The following is a 21,284-nucleotide window of genomic DNA, read 5'->3' as shown; positions in this document are numbered from 1 at the left end:
TCACGAAAGGCTGGCTCTGGGCGATCGGGGCCGGCTGCCGTCCGGGATTTTCGGGGTCCCCGACTCCGCTTTTGTGTCGTGCTGTCCCGGCGGGCGGCGGAGGGAGATGGCCGGTATTCTGGACCGCGCCGTTCCGCATATACGTGAGGCCCGCCTCCGACGTCGTCGAAGTAGGGCCTCGGGGAATTGGTATACTAATTTTCAATGTGGGTTCGGGGTTTCGCCTGGTATCCCGGGAAAGGGTCCGGGCATCTCCTGTTCGCGATCTTTCCGGCGCTCGCCGGCGCTTGGTGGACAGCGGCGGACCTTCGGCCGGTCTCCGCCCGGAGGTGGCGGCGGGACCTGGTTTCCGCACGCGTCCCCGGCTCGAAGAGGCCTTCTGGCGCCGCGGCGAAGGCCCAGACGAACCGCAGGGGTCAATCAGGGCTCCCCGCCTCAAGAGCGTGACCGACCCCCGCGGTTCACCGGTGCCGCACCTGTCCGGGACCCGGTCGCGGTCACCGCCTCGGTGCCCGCCGGATCGCCCGAGGCCCGGCGATGGGTCAATGGCCGGAACCTTACGGCTGGGCGTCAGATGTCGTAGTAGAGGGTGAACTCGTATGGATGCGGCCGCAGGCGGATGGCGTCGACCTCGTTGACCCGCTTGTAGTCCAGCCAGGTCTCGATCAGATCCGCGGTGAAGACGTCGCCCTCCCGCAGGAACTCGTTGTCCGCCTCCAGCGCATCGAGCACCTTCTCCAGCGAACCCGGGACCTGGGGAACCGCGGCCAACTCGTCCGGCGGGAGGTCGTAGAGATCCTTGTCGATCGGGTCCGGCGGATCAATCTTGTTCCGCACGCCGTCGAGTCCCGCCATCAGAATCGCGGCGAAGGCGAGATACGGGTTGCAGCTCGGATCCGGCACGCGGAACTCGACCCGCTTGGCCTTCGGCGAGTCACCGCTGAGCGGGATGCGGCAGCACGCTGACCGGTTGCGGGCCGAGTAGACCAGGTTGACGGGTGCCTCGTAGCCGGGCACGAGCCGACGGTAGGAGTTCGTGGTGGGGTTGGTGAAGGCCAGCAGCGCCGGGGCGTGGTGCAGCAGCCCCCCGATGTAGTAGCGGGCGGTGTCCGAGAGACCGCCGTACCCGTTCGGGCTGTAGAAGAGTGGCTCCCCGTCCTTCCACAGGCTGGAGTGGACGTGCATACCGGATCCGTTGTCCTCGAACAGCGGCTTCGGCATGAAGGTGACGGTCTTGCCGCGGCCGCGGGCGACGTTGCGGATGACGTACTTGTAGAGCATCAGGTTGTCGGCGGTCTTCAGGAGCGTGTCGTACCTGATGTCGATCTCCGCCTGGCCCGCGGTGCCGACCTCGTGGTGCTGCATCTCGACGGTGATACCCGTCTCGTAGAGCACCCGGGTCATCTCGGAACGCAGGTCGGTGAAGTGGTCCGTGGGCGGCACCGGGAAGTAGCCGCCCTTGAACCTCGGCTTGTACCCGAGGTTTCCGCCCTCTTCCTTCCGGGCGGTGTTCCAGGCGGCCTCGACCGAGTCGACCTGGTGCATCGACCCGTAGGGGTTGTAGTCATAACGGACATCGTCGAAGATGTAGAACTCCGCCTCCGGACCGAAATACGCGGTGTCCGCGACGCCGGTGCCCCGGAGATAGGCCTCCGCCTTCTTGGCGATGTTGCGCGGGTCCCGGGAGTACTGTTCCTTGGTGATCGGGTCATGGATGAAGAACGTCATGGCGAGGGTCTTGTGCTCGCGGAAGGGGTCCACGAAAGCGGTGTGCGGGTCCGGTAGCAGCAGCATGTCGGACTCGTGGATGGCCTGGAAGCCGCGGATCGACGAGCCGTCGAACATCAGGCCTTCGGTGAACACCGACTCCGCGAAGACCTGGGTCGGGATGGTGAAGTGCTGCATGATCCCGGGAAGATCGCAGAACCTGACATCGATGAACTGAACGTCTTCGTCCCGGATATAGCGAAGCACGTCTTCTGCTTTTGTGAACATTCGTCCTCCAGCATCGCGTCACGCTTCTTAGGCCCACAGGTTACGCCATGTTGGCGTGTCTCCGGTCACCAGGTCATCGGTGTACGACATCACGGGATGGTTTCCGTAGCGTTACCGAAACCCACTTCATCACTCAACGTGATGAGTTGGGTGCATGTTGCGGTGCCACATAAGCTTGCGTCGTGGGACGAGCACTTGGAGGCTGGCTTGACGGGCCAGGTCTGCCACGGGACACCCCGCCCGGGGTACGCCTCGGGTTGCCGCGGGACGGCCGAGGATCCGTGGTCGGGTTCGGCCCGCGTCTGCTGGCCTACCTCGTGGACGCGGTCGTCGCGAACCTGATCGTCGGTGTGCTGTACATCGTCGGACTGAGCTACGCCGCAGACGCGCGTGGCCTCGCGATCTACGCGCTCTTCCTGCTCGAGGAGCTGATCCTCGTCGGTACGGCCGGTCAGACGATCGGCATGCGGCTGGCCGGCATCCGCGTGATCCGGCTGCGTGACTGCGGTCGGCAGTCCTGGCCGTGGATCGTCGTGCGTACCGTTCTGCTGGGCCTGTTCATCCCGGTGTTCATCTGGGACCGTGACCTACGCGGCCTTCACGATCGCGCCGCCGGGACCGTGGTGGTGCGCGACCCCGAGAAGCCCGGCCCCGAGAAGTAGCGCGGATCCCCTCCACTTCGGGGCTTCGGGGTGGGCCACCGTGGGCCGCACAGCGGACCACGCCTGGCGGCGGCGCTATCGGATGCGGCCGCCGCGCGGGATGTTGCGGGGGATCGGTCCCTTCGGGATCGGCAGCGCCGCGCCGCCCATCGCCCGCAGGCGACGGTCAAGGGCATCGACCTCGCTGCGGCGCAGGGTGCGCCGCAGCCGCATCAGGGTGCTCTGCAGCTTGGGTAGGGGAGTCTCCCCCTCACTGGTACCGATGATGATGTCGGTCACCGGCGTGTCGCCGACCGCCTTGCGGATCCGGCGCTTCTCGGCGGCGAGCAGTTCCCGCGGGCCACGCCCGTGACCCTCCGCGATGATCACGACCCCGGCCCGGCAGACGACACGGTGCACCACATCCTGATGCCGGTTGACGCCGACGGCGGGGGTGAGGCGCCACTCTCCCCGCATCCGTTCGATCACTCCGGCGGCGGCGCCCGGTTTGCCTTCCATCTCGGCGTAGGCGGTCCGCTGCACCCGCCGGCTGAACAGGTTCAGGGAGACGACCACCCCGAGCAGAAGGGCGATCGGAATCCACAGGTACAGCGGACCGACGAAGATTGCGGGCACAATGCCGACGGCGACCGGAGCGAGGAAGCCCGCCAGGGTGATCCAGAGCGCCCGGGGATCGCGTTGCCGGGTGACCTTGTAGATCATCCGGAGTTGGGCGACCCGAGTGGTGAATCCCTTTCCCGGTCCCGCCTCGCCGCTGCGGCCGTTCCGACCGGCCGCGCCACCCTTGCCGGCCGCACCGGGGGTCTTCCCCGCGGCGCCAGGATTGGTGCCGCGTCTGCCAGCCGCGCCGTTCTTGTCGGCTGCGCCCGCCGACTGGTCCTTCCCCGCCGCCCCAGGGGCCGCCGGCCCCGGGGCGTCCGTCGGCTTCTTCTTCAGTGCCATGACCGCGAGCCTACGGCCTCCTGGCCAGCGGCATGCTCGTCCCGCGCCCGCTGATCGCCGTTGGCCGGCGGGAAGTCCGGCGGATCTGACTGTCGGGCGTGATCAGGGCGTGACGCGGATCAGGGCTGGGCGGCGACCGCGCGCGGACGCGGGGCGGCGGCCCGGGGTGGTGACTCGGGGTGGCGCGGGCGTGACCGACGTGACCGAAAGCGGCACGGTGGTATCCATCCATCGATAGCCGGTCGTCACGTGCAGATCGGTGGCCGCCCGCCAGGCGTTACGACGCGCGGTCTTCTGACCTCCGTGCGGCAGCAGCAGCAGGGTCACTTCTTCGAGAACGCTGAGCAGTGAACGGAGCACGATGGGAACGACCTCCCGGCACGGTCGTGGGCACACACCTCGATGATGGGCGAAGAGGATGACCCCCATGTAACGAGGGGGTAACGCTAAGCTAATTCTAGCCGCTTCGAGGAATGGTCACCACGGACTCGGCCGTTGCCCGTGAGAGTTCTCCGACACACTTTCCGGGGGAACGGACATTTCGCTGCGGTCCTGGTCACGTGCCGTCATCGCTTGCTGGTAGAGGCGGCTGGCCCGGTAGGAAGACCGGACGAGCGGACCGGACATCACCCCGGAGAACCCGAGCTCCGCGCCGACACGTCCCCAGTCGAGGAACTCCTCCGGCCGCACCCACCGCTCGACCGGATGGTGCCGCGGCGTCGGGCGCAGGTACTGGGTCACGGTGAGCAGCTCACACCCCGCCGACCGCAGATCCCGCAGGGCCGTGTGGATCTCCTCCGCCGTCTCACCCAGACCCAGGATGAGGTTCGACTTCGTGACCAGCCCGGCCTGGCGGGCCTGGCGCAGCACGTCGAGTGAGCGCTCGTACCGGAACGCCGGCCGGATCCGCCTGAAGATCCGGGGTACGGTTTCGAGGTTGTGGGCGAGTACCTCGGGCGCCGCCTCGAACACCTCGCCCAACTGGTCGGGCCGGCCGCCGAAGTCCGGGATCAGGACCTCCACGCCGGTATCGGCCGAGCGTGCGTGGATCTGGCGGACCGTCTCCGCGTACAGCCACGAGCCGCCGTCCGCGAGGTCGTCCCGAGCGACTCCGGTGACCGTCGCGTACCGCAGGCCCATGGTGGCGACGGACTCCGCCACCCGGCGCGGCTCGTCATGGTCGAGCGGGGCAGGCCGCCCGGAGTCGATCTGGCAGAAGTCGCAGCGGCGGGTGCAGACCTCCCCGCCGATCAGGAAGGTCGCCTCGCGGTCCTCCCAGCATTCGTAGATGTTGGGACAGCCGGCTTCCTCGCACACCGTGTGCAGCCCGGCCGATTGGACCAGCCCCTTGACGTCCTGGTACTGCGGACCGGTGCGCAGCCGAGTCCTGATCCACGATGGCTTGCGTTCGATCGGCGTCTGCGCATTACGGGCCTCGATGCGCAGCAGCGGGCGACCCTCGGGGGCGACGGCGGTCATACCACCAGCTCCATCTGCTCAGCTTGCTCGGCGACCGGTTCGAAGGAGGGGAGGCTCCGCGGCCAAGCGGATTTTGGCGAGGAAGCGCTGTCTGTCCCATGCTTCGCGGTGGGAGGCCGCGGAAAGCCGAGAACATCCACAATCATAAGCCTGCCGGCTCAGTCGCGGGGCACCGCGGGTAGCAGGCGGGGCACCACCGCGGTCTCCACGGCGGTGCCGTCCGGACCGCGTTCGACCCGCCAGGCGTGCACCCCGGGCCGGTCGGCCACCGCCTCGACGAGATCGGTGCCGTGGAAGTGCAGACCCACTCCGTCGTCGGTCGCCCATCCGGCCGGCAGCGTGCCCTCGGCGACCAGCCGCTGGAACAGCGGCCGCCGGCTGGCCTCCGAGTCGTAGTGCGGGGTGTTGCTGAAGGGCAGCAGGCCGAGGCCGTTCGTCACCGGGCGGAGAGCCGGGCCGAAGGAGTCGGTGGTGCCGCCCACATGCCAGCACAGTGAACCGGCGGAGACTCCACCGAGCACGACCCCCGCCTCCCACGCCTCTCGGAAGATCTCACCGAGCCCGTGCACGGCCCAGACCGCGAGCAGGTTGGCGACGCTGCCCCCGCCGACCCAGACGACGTCCTGCGCCAGCAGATGGGCGCGGATGTCGGCGATGTTCGGCATCGGGAACAGCGTGAGATGGGAGAGCAGCACGTCGGGCCGGTCGCGGTTGAACGCCGCGTACCCGCGGGCGTAGGCGGCCTGGTCGTCGCCCAGGGCGGTCTGCAGCAGGCAGACCCGGGGCCGTGCGCCCGCCGCGGACAGACTGATGGCGTGATGGAGGATGGGACCGACCTTGGCTCCGTAGCGGCCGTCCGGAAGGAAGCCACCGCTGGTGGCGAGGATCTGCACGGGTTCGTCGCTCTCTGAAGGCTGTCGCATGTGACGGTCGTCGATCGCATACCCCGCGGTGGATCGTAAAAAGTTATCCACAACCGGACGAAGAGGTAGGCAGACCGGACCGGTTTGAGCCTAGCGTCGCTTCTTGTGACCTTCACCGACGATTCCGCGGACAGGCCGGCCCGGCGCGTCGGCGGCGTACCCGAGGTCCCGGGGGTGAGCATGCGTTCCCGCCTGCGGGACGCCGGCTCTGGAGAGCTCTGGTCGGGTCAGTTCGACCAGTCCGGAATCGAGTGCGTGGTGCGGCGGGTGCGGTTGGCGCCGGACCCGGTGCTGCGTTCCGCGGCGGTCATCGCGGCCCGGGCCCTCGTGGACCTGGAGCATCCCCATCTGGTGCCGGTCGTGGCGGTGTTGCCGACCGCGGAGGGCCTGGCGTTGATCACCGAGCCGGTCGTCGGCGGTGTCAGCCTCGCGCGGCTGCTCGCCGCCCGCGGGGACCTGGACCCCGGTGAGGTCGTCACGATCGGTCTGCCGATCGCGCAGGCCCTGGCCGCCGCGCACGCCGTCGGCGTCGTGCATGGCCGGCTCGAGCGTGCGGACATCCTGTTGGAGCCGAACGGTCGTCCGGTTCTGATCGGGCTCGGGGTCGCGGCGCTGGCCGACGCCGCCAGACCGGATCCGATTCCACCCGAGGCCGCGTCCGCGGACGTCCATGACCTGGCCACTCTGCTGCTCGGGGCGATGCGTGAGGCCACCGGGCCAGACGCGGCCGCGGTGGCGGTGGCGGTGGCGACCGCCATGATCGACGACCCGCGTCGGCGACCGAGCGCCCTGGAACTCGCCGCGTCGCTGGCCCGCAGCGCGACTCCGCTCCCGGTCCGCCTGGCGGGCGGCGGCGAGGTGGGCGGCGGCGAGCCGGGTGGCGCGGCGCGGCGCGGTCCCTCGCCGACCGACACCCTGCCGGCGATCCCCTGGGTGGACCCGCCCGACGATCCGGCCCCGCCCGACCGGGCCATCACCGGAGCGACGGCCGTCAACGCCGCGGAGCTGCTCGACTCGTTGCCGCCACCGCCCCGACGATCGACCCGTGCGACGACCAACCCTCGGAAGGCCGCCCGCGGTGGCGGTCGGGGCTCCGGGGGCAAGGGGTCGGCCACCCCGGGTGCGGCTGCTCCGGGGCCGCGGTCACCGCGTTCCGGCGGATCCACCGGAAGCGGCCAGGGGACGCAGCGAGGTCCGCGCGGGCACACGACCGCCTCGGGCTCCCCGGGTCCCGCGAGGCCCCCGGGGGGCCTCGGCTCCCCGGGCCGGAGCACCCGGCCGACCTCCGCGCGCCGACCGCGTCGGGTGGGAGCCCGCCGCCAGCGCTTGCTGTTCCCGGTGACCGCCGGGCTGGGCCTGCTGGTGGTCGTGGCGGCCGTCGCGTTGCTGCTGGCCAGCCCGGAGAAGGACGATGCACCCGGCGCGGCCGGGACGTCCGTGCCACCAACCGGTGCAGCCTCCGCGGCCGGGCGGGGACCGACGGCGTCGCCGGTCGCCAATCAGTCGCCCGAGCAGGTCTGGCGTTCGGTACTCGCCGAGTTGAACACCGCGCGCAGCCGTGCGTTCGAGCGGGCTGACGAGAGCCTCCTGACGGAGTCTGATGCCGCGGGTAGTGAGTTGCACGCTTCGGATATCGCGCTGATGAGGCAGGTGGTCGCGAGGGGGGCGCATGCCTCGGCACTGCGCAGCGACATCCTCGATCTCAAGGTCCGGGTCGAGGAACCGGACCGCACCGTGCTGCGGGTCACCCAACGCCTGAACGCCTACGACTTCCTCGACGCCGGGGGGAAGGTGCTGGCGCATCAGGCGGCGAAGTCGCCGGAACGGCGTGACCTCACCCTGATCCGTACCGGCTCCGGTTGGCGGGTCTCGGAGAACGTCCCGGTCACGGCCGGCTGACCGGACGGTCAGCCGGCCGTGACCGGGCTACAGGCCGAGTTCGGCTTCGAAGGCTCCGTTTTCCAGCCGGTGCTTGGTGAAGGCCAGGAAGCGAGCCGCGTCGGCACCGTCGACGATGCGGTGGTCGTAGGTGAGGGACAGGTACACCGTCGAACGAACCGCGATGATCTCGCCCAGCTCCGGATCGTCGACGACGGCCGGCTTCTTCGTCACGATGCCGGTGCCGAGGATGCCCACCTGCGGCTGGTTGATGATCGGCGTGTCGAACAGGGCGCCTCGACTGCCGGTGTTCGTCAGGGTGAAGGTGCCGCCGCCGAGCTCGTCGGGCGAGATTCGGTTGGCCCGGGTGCGGCTCGCCAGGTCGTCGATCTTGCGGGCCAGCCCGATGAGGTTGAGATCGCCGGCGTTGTGGATGACGGGCACGACCAGACCACGCTCGGAGTCCACGGCGATGCCGAGGTTCTCCTCTCCGTGGTAGGTGACCGTGCCCGCCTCGACGTCGATGCTGGAGTTGAGCTGCGGGAACTCACGCAGCGCCGCACAGGTCGCCAAGGCGAAGAACGGCAGGAATGACAGCTTGATGCCCTCCCGAGCCTGGAAGCCGCTCTTCGCCCGGTCCCGCAGCCGCGCGATCCGGGTGACGTCGGCCTCCACCACGGTGGTGAGCTGCGCGCTGATCTGCAGCGACTCGACCATGCGGCGAGCGACCAACGCCCGCAGGCGGGAGAGCTTCTCGGTCTGGCCGCGGACGGGGGCAGCGCCGGTCGGCGCCACGGTCGGCGCCACGGCTGGGGCTGTCGGGGCTGTGGGGGGGGTCGCGGGAGTCTCCTGCGCCGCGGGAGCCGCGTCCCGCGGCCGCGCGGCGTCCTGGATGTCCTGCTTGGTGACGCGTCCACCCGGCCCGGTTCCCGCCACGGTTCCCAGGTCCACGCCGAGCTCGGCGGCCATCTTGCGCACCAGCGGGGTGACGTAGCGACCGATGCCGCCGCCGTTCCCGTTGGCGGCGGCCGGGGTCTGGGCCGGGACCGGGGTGAGCTCCGGCTGACGAGCGAACGCCGGTGCCGGCGCGGGCGTCGGCGCGGGTGCGGGCGTCGGCGCGGGTGCGGGCGTCGGCGCGGGTGCGGGCGTCGGAGTGGGCGGAGGCGGCGGTGCCGCGGCAGCCGGCTTCACGGGTTCCGGCGCCGGTTCGGGTTCCGGCTCCGGCGCGGCGGGCGCCTGCGTGGCCTGCGCCGGTGCGGTGCCGCCACCCGCGGACCCGTCGTCGATCACCGCGAGCTCGACGCCGACCTCGACGGTCTCATCCTCGGCGACCTTGATCGAGCTGACGACACCGGAGGCGGGGGCGGGGATCTCGGTGTCGACCTTGTCGGTGCTGACTTCGAGCAGTGGCTCGTCGGCCTCGACGCGTTCACCCTCCTGCTTCAGCCACCGCGTGACGGTTCCCTCGGAGACACTCTCCCCGAGCCGGGGCATTGTGACAGATACAGACATGCTGGAACGACTCCTTTGTCGCGTCCGGCATCTGCACCGCGCGGGCGGCCGGCCGGAGGCGCTCATGCTTGGCGTGGCCTGAATCCTGGGCGGATCGGGCCGCGGGGGTGGCACGGGCAGGCACGATCCAGGGCGGTGCCCGCTAACCGTGGACGTGAAGGGGCTTGCCGGCCAGCGCCAGATGCGCCTCGCCGAGAGCCTCGGACAGCGTGGGATGCGGGTGGATGAGCTGGGCGACCTCGGCGGGGAACGCCTCCCAGTTGGTGATGAGCTGAGCCTCGGCGATGAGCTCGCCGACCCGGTCGCCGACCATGTGCACGCCCACCACCGGACCATCGGGGACCGCGATCACAGTGACCGCACCGGAGGTCCTGAGGATCTGGGACTTGCCGTTGCCCGCCAGGTTGTAGGTGACCGTCTTGATCTCGCCGTACCGCTCCCTGGCGACCGCGGCGGTCAGGCCGACCGAGGCCACCTCCGGGTGGGAGTAGGTGACCCGCGGAACGTTGTCGTAGTCGACCGGCACCGGGCCCAGCCCGGCAAGCTGCTCGGCGACGAAGATGCCCTCGGCGAAGCCGACGTGGGCGAGCTGGAGCCCGGGCCGCAGGTCGCCCAGCGCGGACACGGTCGGAATGTTCGTGCGTAGCTGACGGTCGACCAGCACATAGCCGCGGTCGGTCGCGATGCCGACCTCCTCGTAGCCGAGACCTTCCGAGACCGGTCCACGACCGACCGCGACGAGCAGCAGTTCGGCCTCGATGGTGGTCCCGTTCTCGAGGGACACCGTCACGCCCTGGTCGGTGGACTTCACCCCGGAGAACCGCGCGCCGAGATGCTGCTTGATGCCGCGCTTGCGGAAGGCACGCTCCAGCAGCTTGGAGCTGGACTCGTCCTCGAGCGGGACGAGGTGCGGCAGCGCCTCGACGATGGTCACCTCGGCCCCGTAGGACCGCCAGACGGAGGCGAACTCGCATCCGATGGCCCCGGCGCCCAGTACCACCGCGGAGGCCGGCACATGGTCGAGGGTCAGGGCGTCATCGCTGGTGATGACCTTGTCGTGGTCGATGTCCAGGCCGGGCAGGGTCTTGGAATAGGAACCGGTCGCGAGCAGGACGTGCCGACCCTCGATGACCCGGTCGCCGACGGCCACGGCGGTCGGGGAGACCAGCCGGCCGAATCCCTCGACGACCTCGATCCCCCGGGACTTGATCAGGCCGGTCAACCCCTTGAAGAGCCCGGCGATGACCGAGTCCTTGTAGGAGTTGACCGCGGCCATGTCGATGCCGTCGAGGGTCGAGCGAACCCCGAAGGCCTCGCTTTCGTTGATGTTGTCAACGATCTCCGCCGAATGCAGCAGCGCCTTGGTCGGGATGCAACCTCGGTGCAGGCAGGTGCCGCCGAGCTTGTCCTTCTCGATCAGAACGACGCTCAGGTCGAGTTCCGCGGCGCGCAGCGCGGCGGCGTATCCGCCGCTGCCGCCACCGAGGATGACCAGGTCGACGGGACCGGCCGCTGAATTCGCCACGCCAGGGGTCCCTTCTCGTTGAATCCTGTGGTCTTGCCGGTGGTGCCGAGAGCGTTACTAGTAGCGTCTGCTACGTCGAGTGACAAAGCCGGTGACGCGGTTGGCCGCCGCCCCCGACGGCGTTCCCACCGCTGAGCGCGGCAGCCGAAGCAGGAGCGTCAGGCCACGGCTCGCCTAGCCACGGCAACCGGATGCCAGTCTTTCACGTCGTGAGCCCACTGCCGCTCGGATGGGCGTGACTGTGCTGCATTGCGCGAGGCGCCAGCAACCATTGTGTACCTACCTTCCCCCGCAGGTCAGCCCTCGGCCGGGGACTCAGCCGGGGAACCGGTGGCCGAACCGGGGGAGGCCGTCGTCGTCGCGCGGTCCTGCGCCAGCTGGACGAGCGTGCGTACGATCATGCCGGTGCCTCCCTTGGGGGTGTGGCCGTAGGGCTCTCCACCGTTCCAGGAGGGACCGGCGATGTCGATGTGCGCCCAGGACACCTTCTCGGGGACGAACGAGGCGAGGAAGTGCGCGGCGACCAGCATGCCGCCGTCTCGGTTGCCTCCCGGTGGCACGTTGGCGATGTCGGCCACCGTCGAGTCCAGTCCCTTGCGCAGATCGGGCGGAAGGGGCATCGGCCAGACGCTCTCGTCGGCGGCGGCCGCCGCCGACGCGACCGCGTCCACCGCGGCCGCACGACCCATCAGTCCGCTCGTCCGGTGGCCGAGGGCGACGATCTGTGCGCCGGTCAGGGTGGCCACGTCCACGATCAGGTCCGGTGACTCCTCGTTGGCGCGGACGAGGGCGTCGGCGAGCACCAGCCGGCCCTCGGCGTCGGTGTTGAGCACCTCCACCCGGGTGCCGCCGCGCAGGGTGAGAACGTCGGAGGGGCGGATCGCGTCGCCCGAGGGCATGTTCTCCGCGCAGGGCATCCAGCCGGTGAGAGTGATCGGGAGCTTGAGCCGGGCCGCGGCGATGACGGTGCCGAGCACCGCGGCCGCGCCCGCCATGTCGGTCTTCATCCATTCCATGGAGGTCGACGGCTTCAGGGACAACCCCCCGGAATCGAAGGTGATGCCCTTGCCGACCAGCGCCAGCGCCGGCCGCTCGGATCCACCGCCGCGCCATTCCAGCCGCACCAGCCGCGGTGGATTCGCGGATCCCTGGCCGACACCGAGCAGGCCTCCGAAGCCGCCCTCGGCGAGCGTCACCTCGTCGAGGACCTCGACCGTCACGCCGGCGGCGGTGGCCCGCTCGACGGCGATGTCGGCGAGCAGGGCGGGGGACAGATGGCTCGGCGGCGTGTTCACCAGATCGCGGACCAGGGTGACCGCATCCGTGACGACGGTGGCCCGGCGCAGTTCCTCTTCCGCTGTCGGGAGGCTCTGCTCGTCGACGAGCACCGTCAGCTCCTCGACGGGGCGGGGGCGGCCGTTCGCCGACGTGGTGCGCAGCCCGTCGTAGGAGTAGGTGCCGAGCAACGCGCCTTCGGCCACGGCACGCACCGACTCCGACGTGACCGCGCCCGGCGCGGCCGCCAGAGCGACGGCCACCCGCGCGGTCCCGGCGAGGGAGCGCACCGCGACCCCGGCCGCCCGGCGTAGTGCCTCGGTGCCGATCGGCGTGGACGACATCGGCGTGGACGACGTGGCGAGGGGGCCCAGCCCGACCGCGAGAACCGTCGCGCAGGGCACGGTACCGAGGGTGGCGAAGCGGACCGTCTCGCCGGCCTTGCCGGTCGCGCCCAGCGAGGCAAGCACCTGCGTCAGCCTGCCGCCGAGCGCGGCGTCCAGGTCCGCCGCGCCACCGGCTACGAGGAGCCCCTCGTCGCCGGTGGCGGTGGCGATCACCACCGCGTCCACATCGAGATCGGCGAGAGCGGCGGTACTGGGCACGATGGTGGTCATGCGGTGAGCGTATTGAACGGGAGGTCTTCCCGACGGGGAGCCGGACCCCACCGGCGGGTGGCCGGAGGCCAGGCCCGCGGTCGTTTCGACCGCTGCCGGCCGGACACTAGGCTGCTGGCCATGGCAGAGCTGCGTCGATCCCCAGAGCTGCGTCGATCCCCGCTGTACGACCGGCACGTCGAACTGGGCGCGAAGATGGCCGGGTTCGGTGGCTGGGAGATGCCGATCGAGTACACCGGCCGCGGGGTGCTCGCCGAGCACCAGGCGGTCCGCGGCGCGGTCGGGATCTTCGACGTCAGCCATCTCGGCAAGGCCAGGATCGCCGGCCCCGGCGCCGCCGCCTTCGTCAACGCCTGCCTGACCAACGACCTGCGCCGGATCGGCCCCGGCCAGGCGCAGTACACCTTGTGCTGCGAGGAGACCGGCGGGGTCGTCGACGATCTGATCGCCTACCTGTACTCCGACGAGGAAGTCTTCCTCGTCCCGAACGCCGCGAACACCGCACAGGTCGTCGCTCGCCTCGCCGCGGCGGCGCCGGCGGGCGTGTCCGTCACCGACCTGCACACCGGGTACGGCGTGGTAGCGGTCCAGGGACCGGCCTGCGCCGACCTGCTCGGCGCCCTCGGCCTGCCCACCGGCGGGACGTATATGAGTTTCGTCGACGCGGAGTGGAAGGGCCACCCGGTGATCGTGTGCCGGTCGGGCTACACCGGAGAGCGAGGCTACGAGCTGTTGCCCCGTTGGGACGACACCCCTGCGCTGTGGGATGCGCTGTTCGCGGCGGGTGGGCCGCTCGGCGTCGTGCCGGTCGGCCTCGGTGCCCGCGACACGCTGCGGACCGAGATGGGGTATCCGCTGCATGGCCAGGACCTCTCTTTGTCGATCACGCCGGTCCAGGCTCGCTCCGGGTGGGCCGTCGGCTGGGACAAGGATCGCTTCTGGGGACGCGACGCCCTGCTCGCGGAGCGGTCCGCCGGCGCCTCCCGCCTGCTGTGGGGGCTGCGGTCCACCGGCCGGGTGATTCCCCGTCCGCACATGACCGTGGCCTCCGCGGCTGGTGCCACGGTCGGTGAGGTCACCAGCGGCACGTTCTCTCCGACGCTGCGCCAGGGGATCGGGCTCGCCCTGCTGGACCGGTCCGTGCAGGGGGGCGACACGGTGAACGTCGACGTCCGGGGCCGTCCGAGTCCCATGACGGTTGTCCGGCCGCCGTTCGTCAGGTCCTCGCCCAAGTAGCCCAGCCGCCGGACGGGCCTGTCCGGCGGGCCCGCCGGGCGGACGCCAGCGGGCGGCGTCCGCCGCGCTGTCAGTGCAGGCCGAGGGTGTGCAGGACGGGCGTCGGGATCGTCATGGCCATGACGAGCAGGGTCGCCGCCGCGGTGATCTCGATGAGTCCGCCGAGGATGTCTCCGGTGATCCCGCCGAAGCGCGTGAGCAGATACCGCCGGAGCAGAAACGAGACGCCTGTCCCGACCCAGACCGCGAGGACCGCTCGCAGCGCCCGGCCGGGGCCGCCGCCGTCGAAGTCCAGCAGTCCGGCCAGCGCCGCGACGGCGCAGACTGCCAGGAAGGACAGCGCCGCGTCCCGGGTCCGCACGGTTCCCGCGACCAGCGCACCGAGGCCATCCGGCCGAGCCGGCGGGACGGCGCCGGTACAGGCCAGGGTGGCCGCGAGCCTGCTGGTCATCGCGGCGACCAGAATCGACAGCGTGCCGCGGTGCGCCGAGATCGTCGTGCTCAGGGCCCCGACCTGGAGCAGCACCACGAACAGGACGATGATCGCTCCGAAGGCCCCGATGGTCGACTCGCGCATGATCTCCAAGGCGCGATCCCTGCCCCGCGCTCGCCAGGCGCCGAGCCCGTCCCCGAGATCGGCCAGCCCGTCGAGATGCAGGCCCCGGGTGACCAGAGCGAGCACCGTGACGCCGACGACGGCCGGCAGCAGGGTCTGGGCGCGCTGACCGGGAACCGCCGTGACGATCCGGGTGGCGAACACCGCACTGCCGGCGAGCAGCCCCAGGGCCAGGCCGACGAAGGGCGCCAGGGCCATCGCCCGGCCCGCGAGCCGCCGGTCGGTGTGCTCCGGGCCCCGCAGCGGCAGGACGGTGAGCAGCGTGAATGCTGTTCTTGCCTCGAGCATCACGGGGCACCGGCCGCGGGGCCCGAGTCCCCTTGGCCGCCGCCGACCTCGGCTTTCCCGCTGACACCGGCCTGGTCGAACGTCGCCATCTCGGCCAGCGTGGCCTGGGCCGCCCGCAGGAACGGAACGGCGAGGAGCGCACCGGTGCCCTCCCCGAGACGCAGGCCGGCGTCGACCAGGGGGGTCAGACCGAGTGCGTCCAGTGCGATTCCCTGGGCGGGCTCGGTGGACCGGGTGCCGGCCACCCACCACTGGCTTGCTCCTGGGGCGATCCGCTCTGCGGCCAGTGCCGCCGCGCAGACGATCACACCGTCGAGGATGACCGGCGTCCGTCGCACGGCGGACTGCGCCAGCAGCCCGGCCAGGGCGAGCAGATCGGCTCCACCGACGATCCGCAGCACCGAATGCGCGTCGCCGGTGAACGGCCGGCCGCGCCGCATCGCGTCCCGGATCGCGGCCGTCTTGAGCATCCAACGTTGGTCGTCGATCCCCGTCCCGCGGCCGACTACCTCGATCGGCTCCCGGTCGCACAGCAGCGCCACGATGGTGGCTGCGGGGGTTGTGTTGCCGATCCCCATCTCGCCGGGAACAAGCAGGTCCGCGCCCGCGTCGATCTCCTCGTCCGCGATGAGTCGGCCGACGGCGAACGCGGCGTCCGCCTCCGCGACCGACAGCGCGTCGGTGCGGTCGATCCGTCCGCTCGACCGTCGCACCCGATAGCGCTCCGGTGCGGCCGATCCATCCACCCCGCCCGGCGTGAGGGGCCGCGCGGTGTCCACGGACACGTCCACCACGCGCACGGCGGCCCCGACCTGGCGGGCCAGCACGTTGACCGCCGCGCCGCCCGCGGCGAAGTTCGAGACCATCTGGGCGGTCACGTCGCTGGGGAAGGCGGACACCCCGGCCTGGGCGACACCGTGGTCGCCGGCGATCACGACCGCCCGGATCCGGGCGAAGGGACGGGGTGGGCAGGTCGCCTGTGCGCCGGCGAGCCAGATGGACAGATCCTCGAGCCGGCCCAGCGCCCCGGGTGGCTTGGTCAGTTCGGTCTGCCGCTGGCGAGCCGCCGCCATCGCGTCGGAGTCCAACGGGGGAACGGCGGGAACGGCGCTGCCTGACGCATCGGGATCCACGGGATCCTTACTACCTGATCCGCTCGGTCGGCAACGCACCACATCCCCGCGAAGGTATCTCCCAGTGGTCCCCGTACCGCATGATTGTGCCGATCGGCGCGGCCGGGACGGTTGGTCCTTGCCGGCCGGCCCGGCCGGCAGGTGGCTGGCCTCGGGCGGCAATGACCGCACCGTGCGGGTCTGGCGGGTGAGCGACGGCGCGGCCCGGTCCTGCCGGTGGCTTCCCGCGACCGAACCGGCCGGTCTCATCGTGGCCTGCTCGGCCGGGCTCTACCGCTACGACTTCGTCACGGGAGGATTCGTCCCGTGAGGACGCTATGACCGCTCGTGCGGGAACGGTCGCAGCCGGAGGGGGATGCCCGCGACCACCTGCCACACCTCGTCGGCCTCGGCCGCGAGATCGGCGTTGAGACGGCCGAGCACGTCGCGGAACCGGCGGCCGGCCTCGGCCGGGGGAACGACCCCGGAACCGACCTCGTCCGTGACCGCGACGACCCGACGGCCGGTGGCCCGCCAGGCGTCAACGAGCTCCTCCGCGCGGATGCGCAACTCGTCCGGACGGTCCAGCCAGGCGCCGACCCACAGCCCCAGACCGTCGATGAGCAGCGGTGGTCCGGGAGAGCGCAACAGGGGAACCAGGTCGACCGTCTCCACGGTCGTCCAGGCGGCCGGGCGCCGCCGCCGGTGTGCGGCGATCCGCTCGGACCACTCGGCGTCGGCCGGATCAGGCGGCGCCGACGTCGCGACGTAGACCACCTCCGGTTCGGCGAGCAGCCGGCGTTCGGCCTCGGCCGACTTCCCCGACCGAGCACCCCCCGTGATCAGGACCCGGTGTGGTGCCGGGAGCACCGGACTCTGCCACCGCCCTGGTGCCCGTGGTGGCTGCGACGGCTGCGACGGCTGTGATGGCTGCCGCCGGGCGGCCGGGACGATGTCATAGACGGTCCCGTCCGCCGGTGCCAGCGCGCCGACGAGGTGGAGCCGGCGGGCCAGTTCGTCGCCGGGCGGGTTGCGGTGACTCAGATGGACGGCCAGTACCAGGGTGCTCGGCACCACGGCGCCGCGGCGGCGCAGCTCGGCCACGAGCTGACCGAAGGTGTCGAGGTCAAGGTGCTCGCCGAACCCCGGCCGGTCGCCGTTGTTCTCCTCCAGCAGCACGACGTCGTAGGCGCGGCCGGTGACCGCCTCGAGCGTCTCCGCCGGCAGCGGCGCCGCGGTGTCGCAGCCGTACAGCAGACGTCCACCGTCCGGCGCCGTCACGTCGTAGAGCACGGCCGGCCCGATGCTCGCGTCACCGTGCTGGGCGGCGACCGGTCGAACGAGATAACCCCGATCGCTCGGGGACTCCTGATCCTCCGGGGATCCCCGGTCCTCCGCGGCCTGCCGATCGTCCGCGCCGAGGCGCAGGGGTCCGGGTGTCGTCGGCGTGCCCCCGGGCACCACGGCGATCAGCCGCAGCGGCGAGCCGTCCCGGTCCGGATCGGAGCGCTCCCAGCGAGCCAGGAACTCCCGGCACGCCGCCAGCGCCGCCGGCGGACCGACCACGTCGAGGGGCCGTCCCGCGGCTGTCGACCACGAGCGCCACATCAGGCTCTCGGGCCCCAGATGATCGGGATGGGCGTGACTGATCAGCAGATGACGCAGCCCCGATAGGCGTACTCCGAGCCGGGCAGCGGTCCGGGGCACGTCGGGACCACAGTCGATCAGCAGGGCGTCGTCGATCAGAACGGCCGTCTGCCCGCGTACTTCGTGTTCCCTGGCCCAGGCACAGGATGCGCAGTCGCACCACGGGTTGGGCCAGCCGTCCGCCGAGCCGGTGCCGAGCAGCGTCACCTTCATCGTGTTCCGTCTCCCGGATCCCGTTGCGCCCCGGATCCCCCCGGATCCCGCCTCTCCGGGTTCTCAAGCCTGCCAGGCTCCGTGGCCCGCGGAACCTCAGACGTGCGGGTGGCGCTTGCGCTCCCACAGGGTCATGAGGGTGAGCACCACCGCCAGCAGGAAGATTGCCGCGAAGGTGACGAGCGCGGCGGCCCACCAGGTCAGGGGAGCGTCCTCGTGTTCCACGGACTCGGCCACGATGGCCGCTGCGTTGTAGACGGTCGTTCCCACGCGGGTTCTTCCTCCTTGTACCGACGTACTGCTCACGCAGACGTGCCTGTCGTGCGGACCTGCCTTCGACGCGGCTGTGCTCACCGTGCGGACATGCCGCCGGCTCGCACGACCGGCGATGACCGGTGACGCCGGCTTCGCGATCGTGGTGGTCGCGATGCTGTCCGGGCATCCACCGGAACTGACGTTACCGACGTTCACGACATCCTGGCGCGGGTATCGCCGACCGCGCCAGTAGCACGGGCCGACCAGACCCGGGCCCGCGGGCCGGTCGACCAGTGCCACGATGGATCATCGGCCCTGGCGTGGGGCCGGGAGTCCCGCGTCGGCGGGGTGCACGCGGTTGGATGGGACGACCGGCCGGCGCACTGGCCGATCACGGCCGGCGGCTCCAGCGCGGGCCGCCCGGGTGGGAAGGACACACTCATGACCTGGACCTGGCGCTACGAAGGCGATGACGGCACGATCACGATGGTCGGCGGGGACTCGACCTCTGAGTCGTTCACCAGCCAGGGAGACGCTGAGACGTGGCTCGGGGAGACCTGGCGTGACCTGCTCGATGCGGGGGTGGCGCAGGTGACGCTCCTCGATGCCGGCCGTCGCGTCTACGGGCCGATGAGCCTGCGCCCGGTGACCTGAGCCGCCTCCGCCCGTGCCGGTCCCGACCGGTGCCGGTCCCGATTCGCGCCGACCGAACCGCCTCTTGACGAGAGGTCGGCTAACGATGTTAGCTGGCAGCGTTGGCTGACGACGTTGGCTGACGACGTTGGCCTGTCCGGTGTGGTCCGGCCGGCCGAACCATCGAGATCGCTCAGGCCGGCGCCGGGCCGTTCCGGTCGACAGAGAGGGTGCAGATCTTGACCGAGCACAACAACCCGTCCACTCCGGCCGAAGCGCATTACCTCGCCCCCGGATGGTTCACCCGTAACGTGGCCAACCGCGCCGTCGCGGCGTTGACCCGGGCGGGGATCAGCCTCCTGGGCAGTCGGATCCTCGAGGTACGCGGCCGGATCAGCGGCGAGCCGCGCCGGACCCCGGTGAACCTGCTCATCTTCGACGGGCAGCAGTACCTGGTCTCGGCGCGAGGGCACGGCCAGTGGGTGCGTAATCTGCGCGCGGCCCAAGGCGAGCTATGCCTGCTGCGTGGCCGGTCGCGCACGCGTTACTCCGCGACCGAGCTGGATCCGGCGGCGAGCGTCGCCGTGCTGCGGGCCTACCTGCGGCGGTGGAAGGCCGAGGTCGGCGCCTTCTTCGACGGGGTCGGGCCGGACTCGCCCGATGAGGAGATCCGTCGGATCGCGCCCCGCCACCCCGTCTTCGTGATCACACCGGCGTGAACACGGGGGCGGCGACCTCACCGGTGCGGGCGGAATCCGGGCCGGCGCCGGTGCGGGGAGCACGGTCGGTGGCGCAGGCGCGGCCGGTCGGCGAGCCGCCATTGCCCAGGATCGCGCCCCGCCCGGTCCTAGGCCCCGTCTCGCCGCGGGTCACCGAGATCATCACGGTCGCGCGGGGGGTGCTGGAGACCGAGGGGGCGGGGGCGCTGACGATGCGCCGGATCGGTGATCTCCTCGGTATCCGGGCGCCGTCGCTGTACAAGCATCTCGCGGGTAAGCCGCAGCTCGAGGCCAAGCTGATCGAGACCATGCTCATGGAGATCGGGGACCTGCTCCACGACGTGGTCGACCGCGGCGGTGCCGCGGAGGTGGTCCCGGCCCTGCTGGCCGCGTACCGGGGCTATGCCCAAGCCCATCCGAACCTCTACCGCCTGGTCACCGCCGGTTCGCTGAACCGTCGGCTACTGAGCGCCGACGTCGAGGACTGGGCGGGGGAGCCATTCTACCGGGCGGCCGGGGAACCCTATCGTGCGCAGGCCCTGTGGGCCGCCGCGCACGGCACGATGATCCTCGAACTGGACGGCCGCTATCTGCCAGGATCCGATCTCGACCGGACCTGGCAGGCGCTGGCCTCCGCTTTCCGCCGAACCGACCCGGCTGGCGACCAGCCTGGCTGATCTGATCTGATCTGATCAGATCAGATCAGATCAGATCTGATTCGGTTCGGGGTAGCCGGCGGGCCCGGGGCCAGGCCTGGAGGCAGGCCCGGGTCAGGCCCGGGTGACGACCTCGGCGAGCACGTCGTCGATCCGATCAAGCAGCGCCGTGTCGAGCGTCACGCCGGCAGCCTTGACGTTCTCCCGTACCTGCTCCGGCCGGGACGCGCCGATGATCGCTGAGGCGACGTTGTCGTTCTGCAGCACCCAGGCGACGGCGAGCTGCGCCATCGACAGCCCGGCGTCCGCGGCGATCGGCCGCAGCTCCTGCACCGCGGTCAGCACGTCGTCGCGCAGCAGCCGGGAGATGAAGGTGGAACCGGTTTCACCGGTGGCCCGGCTGCCGGCCGGCGGTGGCTGACCGGGCGGGTACTTGCCGGTGAGCACGCCTTGGGCGATCGGCGACCAGACGATCTGGGAGATCCCGGCCTTCCGGCTGACGGGCACGATGTCGGCCTCGATGGTCCGCCACAGCATCGAGTACTGCGGCTGGTTGGAGATGATGCGGTCCAGCCCCAGCTCGCTGGCCAGCCGGACGGCGTCGCTGATCTGCGCGGCGCTCCACTCGGACACGCCGACGTAGAGCACTTTGCCGGCGCGGACGAGGTCGTCGAAGGCCCGCAGGGTCTCTTCGATCGGCACCGTCGGGTCGTACCGGTGTGCCTGGTAGAGGTCGAGATGGTCGGTGCGCAGACGGCGCAGCGAGGCGTGCGCGGACTCGATGATGTGCTTGCGACCGAGGCCCTTGTCGTTCTCCCCCGGGCCGGTGGGCCAGTAGACCTTGGTGAACAGCTCGTAGGACTCCCGGCGCACGCCCTGCAGCGCTTCGCCCAGGACGCTCTCGGCGCGGGTACCGGCGTAGACGTCCGCGGTGTCGAATGTGGTGATGCCCTCGTCGAGGGCGGCACGCACACAGGCGGTCGCCGCGTCCGCCTCGATCTGGTCACCATGGGTGATCCAGTTGCCGTAGGAGATCTCACTGACCGACAGGCCGCTGCGCCCAAGACGTCGATGCTTCACGTGACGACCTTAGCCGTCGGC

The 21,284-nt window shown here is 71.0% G+C and carries 20 protein-coding genes; 7 read left to right on the top strand and 13 right to left on the bottom strand.

Annotation, left to right across the window (positions count from 1 at the left end; translation table 11 throughout):
• Positions 1 to 570: 570 nt before the first annotated feature.
• Positions 571 to 1,995, bottom strand: coding sequence for a type I glutamate--ammonia ligase (gene glnA, locus FRANCCI3_RS15795; RefSeq protein WP_011437527.1), 1,425 nt, complete (start codon positions 1,993 to 1,995; stop codon positions 571 to 573).
• A 182-nt stretch (positions 1,996 to 2,177) separates the two neighbouring features.
• Here glnA and FRANCCI3_RS15790 point away from each other — a divergent pair, with 182 nt between their 5' ends.
• Positions 2,178 to 2,657: an RDD family protein gene (locus FRANCCI3_RS15790; RefSeq protein WP_082456814.1), complete on the top strand. Its 480-nt coding sequence runs from the start codon at positions 2,178 to 2,180 to the stop codon at positions 2,655 to 2,657.
• A gap of 75 nt (positions 2,658 to 2,732) precedes the next feature.
• Here the strand turns inward: FRANCCI3_RS15790 and FRANCCI3_RS15785 are convergent, their stop codons facing one another.
• From FRANCCI3_RS15785 to FRANCCI3_RS15770, 4 genes are all read right to left on the bottom strand, one after another.
• Positions 2,733 to 3,599 carry a DUF4191 domain-containing protein gene (locus FRANCCI3_RS15785; protein WP_011437525.1) on the bottom strand — a complete coding sequence of 289 codons (867 nt, stop codon included), beginning with the start codon at positions 3,597 to 3,599 and terminating at the stop codon, positions 2,733 to 2,735.
• 102 nt (positions 3,600 to 3,701) lie between these two features.
• Positions 3,702 to 3,959 (bottom strand): hypothetical protein, encoded by a 258-nt coding sequence (locus FRANCCI3_RS23580; RefSeq protein ID WP_023841806.1) that lies wholly within the window; start codon positions 3,957 to 3,959, stop codon positions 3,702 to 3,704.
• A gap of 117 nt (positions 3,960 to 4,076) precedes the next feature.
• Positions 4,077 to 5,078: a lipoyl synthase gene (gene lipA / locus FRANCCI3_RS15775; protein WP_011437523.1), complete on the bottom strand. Its 1,002-nt coding sequence runs from the start codon at positions 5,076 to 5,078 to the stop codon at positions 4,077 to 4,079.
• A 158-nt stretch (positions 5,079 to 5,236) separates the two neighbouring features.
• A complete protein-coding gene (locus FRANCCI3_RS15770) occupies positions 5,237 to 5,971 on the bottom strand; it encodes a peptidase E (RefSeq protein WP_023841807.1) in 735 nt (244 codons plus the stop codon).
• A 135-nt stretch (positions 5,972 to 6,106) separates the two neighbouring features.
• On the opposite strand from FRANCCI3_RS15770, the gene FRANCCI3_RS15765 reads away from it, so the two are divergent.
• Positions 6,107 to 7,900, top strand: a complete 1,794-nt coding sequence (locus FRANCCI3_RS15765) for a protein kinase (protein WP_235463132.1) — start codon at positions 6,107 to 6,109, stop codon at positions 7,898 to 7,900.
• Positions 7,901 to 7,927: 27 nt separating this feature from the next.
• On the opposite strand, the gene sucB is transcribed toward FRANCCI3_RS15765, so the two are convergent.
• The 3 genes from sucB to FRANCCI3_RS15750 all read right to left on the bottom strand — a co-directional run bounded on the left by sucB (position 7,928) and on the right by FRANCCI3_RS15750 (position 12,808).
• Complete coding sequence (gene sucB / locus FRANCCI3_RS15760) at positions 7,928 to 9,391, bottom strand: 2-oxoglutarate dehydrogenase, E2 component, dihydrolipoamide succinyltransferase (protein WP_011437520.1); 1,464 nt, start codon at positions 9,389 to 9,391, stop codon at positions 7,928 to 7,930.
• Between the two features lie 142 nt (positions 9,392 to 9,533).
• Entirely contained in the window at positions 9,534 to 10,916 is a 1,383-nt protein-coding gene (lpdA, locus tag FRANCCI3_RS15755) for a dihydrolipoyl dehydrogenase (protein ID WP_011437519.1), read from the bottom strand.
• Between the two features lie 296 nt (positions 10,917 to 11,212).
• Positions 11,213 to 12,808, bottom strand: a complete 1,596-nt coding sequence (locus FRANCCI3_RS15750) for a leucyl aminopeptidase (RefSeq protein WP_011437518.1) — start codon at positions 12,806 to 12,808, stop codon at positions 11,213 to 11,215.
• A 120-nt stretch (positions 12,809 to 12,928) separates the two neighbouring features.
• On the opposite strand from FRANCCI3_RS15750, the gene gcvT reads away from it, so the two are divergent.
• Positions 12,929 to 14,044, top strand: coding sequence for a glycine cleavage system aminomethyltransferase GcvT (gcvT, locus tag FRANCCI3_RS15745; protein ID WP_011437517.1), 1,116 nt, complete (start codon positions 12,929 to 12,931; stop codon positions 14,042 to 14,044).
• 70 nt (positions 14,045 to 14,114) lie between these two features.
• On the opposite strand, the gene FRANCCI3_RS15740 is transcribed toward gcvT, so the two are convergent.
• Both FRANCCI3_RS15740 and cobT read right to left on the bottom strand, forming a co-directional pair.
• Positions 14,115 to 14,948 carry an adenosylcobinamide-GDP ribazoletransferase gene (locus FRANCCI3_RS15740; protein ID WP_023842025.1) on the bottom strand — a complete coding sequence of 278 codons (834 nt, stop codon included), beginning with the start codon at positions 14,946 to 14,948 and terminating at the stop codon, positions 14,115 to 14,117.
• Positions 14,948 to 16,081: a nicotinate-nucleotide--dimethylbenzimidazole phosphoribosyltransferase gene (gene cobT / locus FRANCCI3_RS15735; RefSeq protein WP_023842026.1), complete on the bottom strand. Its 1,134-nt coding sequence runs from the start codon at positions 16,079 to 16,081 to the stop codon at positions 14,948 to 14,950. The genes FRANCCI3_RS15740 and cobT overlap by 1 nt, the downstream gene beginning before the upstream one ends.
• Positions 16,082 to 16,199: 118 nt before the next feature.
• Here cobT and FRANCCI3_RS15730 point away from each other — a divergent pair, with 118 nt between their 5' ends.
• Entirely contained in the window at positions 16,200 to 16,391 is a 192-nt protein-coding gene (locus FRANCCI3_RS15730; protein WP_035731705.1) for a hypothetical protein, read from the top strand.
• Positions 16,392 to 16,396: 5 nt separating this feature from the next.
• On the opposite strand, the gene FRANCCI3_RS15725 is transcribed toward FRANCCI3_RS15730, so the two are convergent.
• Together FRANCCI3_RS15725 and FRANCCI3_RS28245 are read right to left on the bottom strand one after the other, a co-directional pair.
• Entirely contained in the window at positions 16,397 to 17,920 is a 1,524-nt protein-coding gene (locus tag FRANCCI3_RS15725; protein ID WP_011437514.1) for a bifunctional adenosylcobinamide kinase/adenosylcobinamide-phosphate guanylyltransferase, read from the bottom strand.
• A 96-nt stretch (positions 17,921 to 18,016) separates the two neighbouring features.
• The gene (locus FRANCCI3_RS28245) at positions 18,017 to 18,475 is read right to left on the bottom strand and encodes a hypothetical protein (protein ID WP_035731702.1); all 459 of its coding nucleotides are present in this window, start codon (positions 18,473 to 18,475) and stop codon (positions 18,017 to 18,019) included.
• Positions 18,476 to 18,616: 141 nt separating this feature from the next.
• Between FRANCCI3_RS28245 and FRANCCI3_RS15715 the strand changes: the two genes are divergently transcribed.
• The 3 genes from FRANCCI3_RS15715 (at position 18,617) to FRANCCI3_RS15705 (ending at position 20,204) form a co-directional block, all read left to right on the top strand.
• On the top strand, positions 18,617 to 18,829 hold the full coding sequence (locus FRANCCI3_RS15715) for a hypothetical protein (protein ID WP_011437512.1): 213 nt from the start codon (positions 18,617 to 18,619) through the stop codon (positions 18,827 to 18,829).
• 218 nt (positions 18,830 to 19,047) lie between these two features.
• The gene (locus FRANCCI3_RS15710) at positions 19,048 to 19,527 is read left to right on the top strand and encodes a nitroreductase family deazaflavin-dependent oxidoreductase (protein WP_011437511.1); all 480 of its coding nucleotides are present in this window, start codon (positions 19,048 to 19,050) and stop codon (positions 19,525 to 19,527) included.
• 68 nt (positions 19,528 to 19,595) lie between these two features.
• The gene (locus tag FRANCCI3_RS15705) at positions 19,596 to 20,204 is read left to right on the top strand and encodes a TetR/AcrR family transcriptional regulator (RefSeq protein ID WP_011437510.1); all 609 of its coding nucleotides are present in this window, start codon (positions 19,596 to 19,598) and stop codon (positions 20,202 to 20,204) included.
• Between the two features lie 93 nt (positions 20,205 to 20,297).
• On the opposite strand, the gene FRANCCI3_RS15700 is transcribed toward FRANCCI3_RS15705, so the two are convergent.
• Positions 20,298 to 21,263 (bottom strand): aldo/keto reductase family protein, encoded by a 966-nt coding sequence (locus FRANCCI3_RS15700; protein WP_011437509.1) that lies wholly within the window; start codon positions 21,261 to 21,263, stop codon positions 20,298 to 20,300.
• Positions 21,264 to 21,284 lie beyond the last annotated feature (21 nt).

It is taken from the genome of Frankia casuarinae (assembly GCF_000013345.1).
GTDB lineage: Bacteria > Actinomycetota > Actinomycetes > Frankiales > Frankiaceae > Frankia > Frankia casuarinae.
This window is presented reverse-complemented; position numbering and strand designations above follow the sequence as displayed.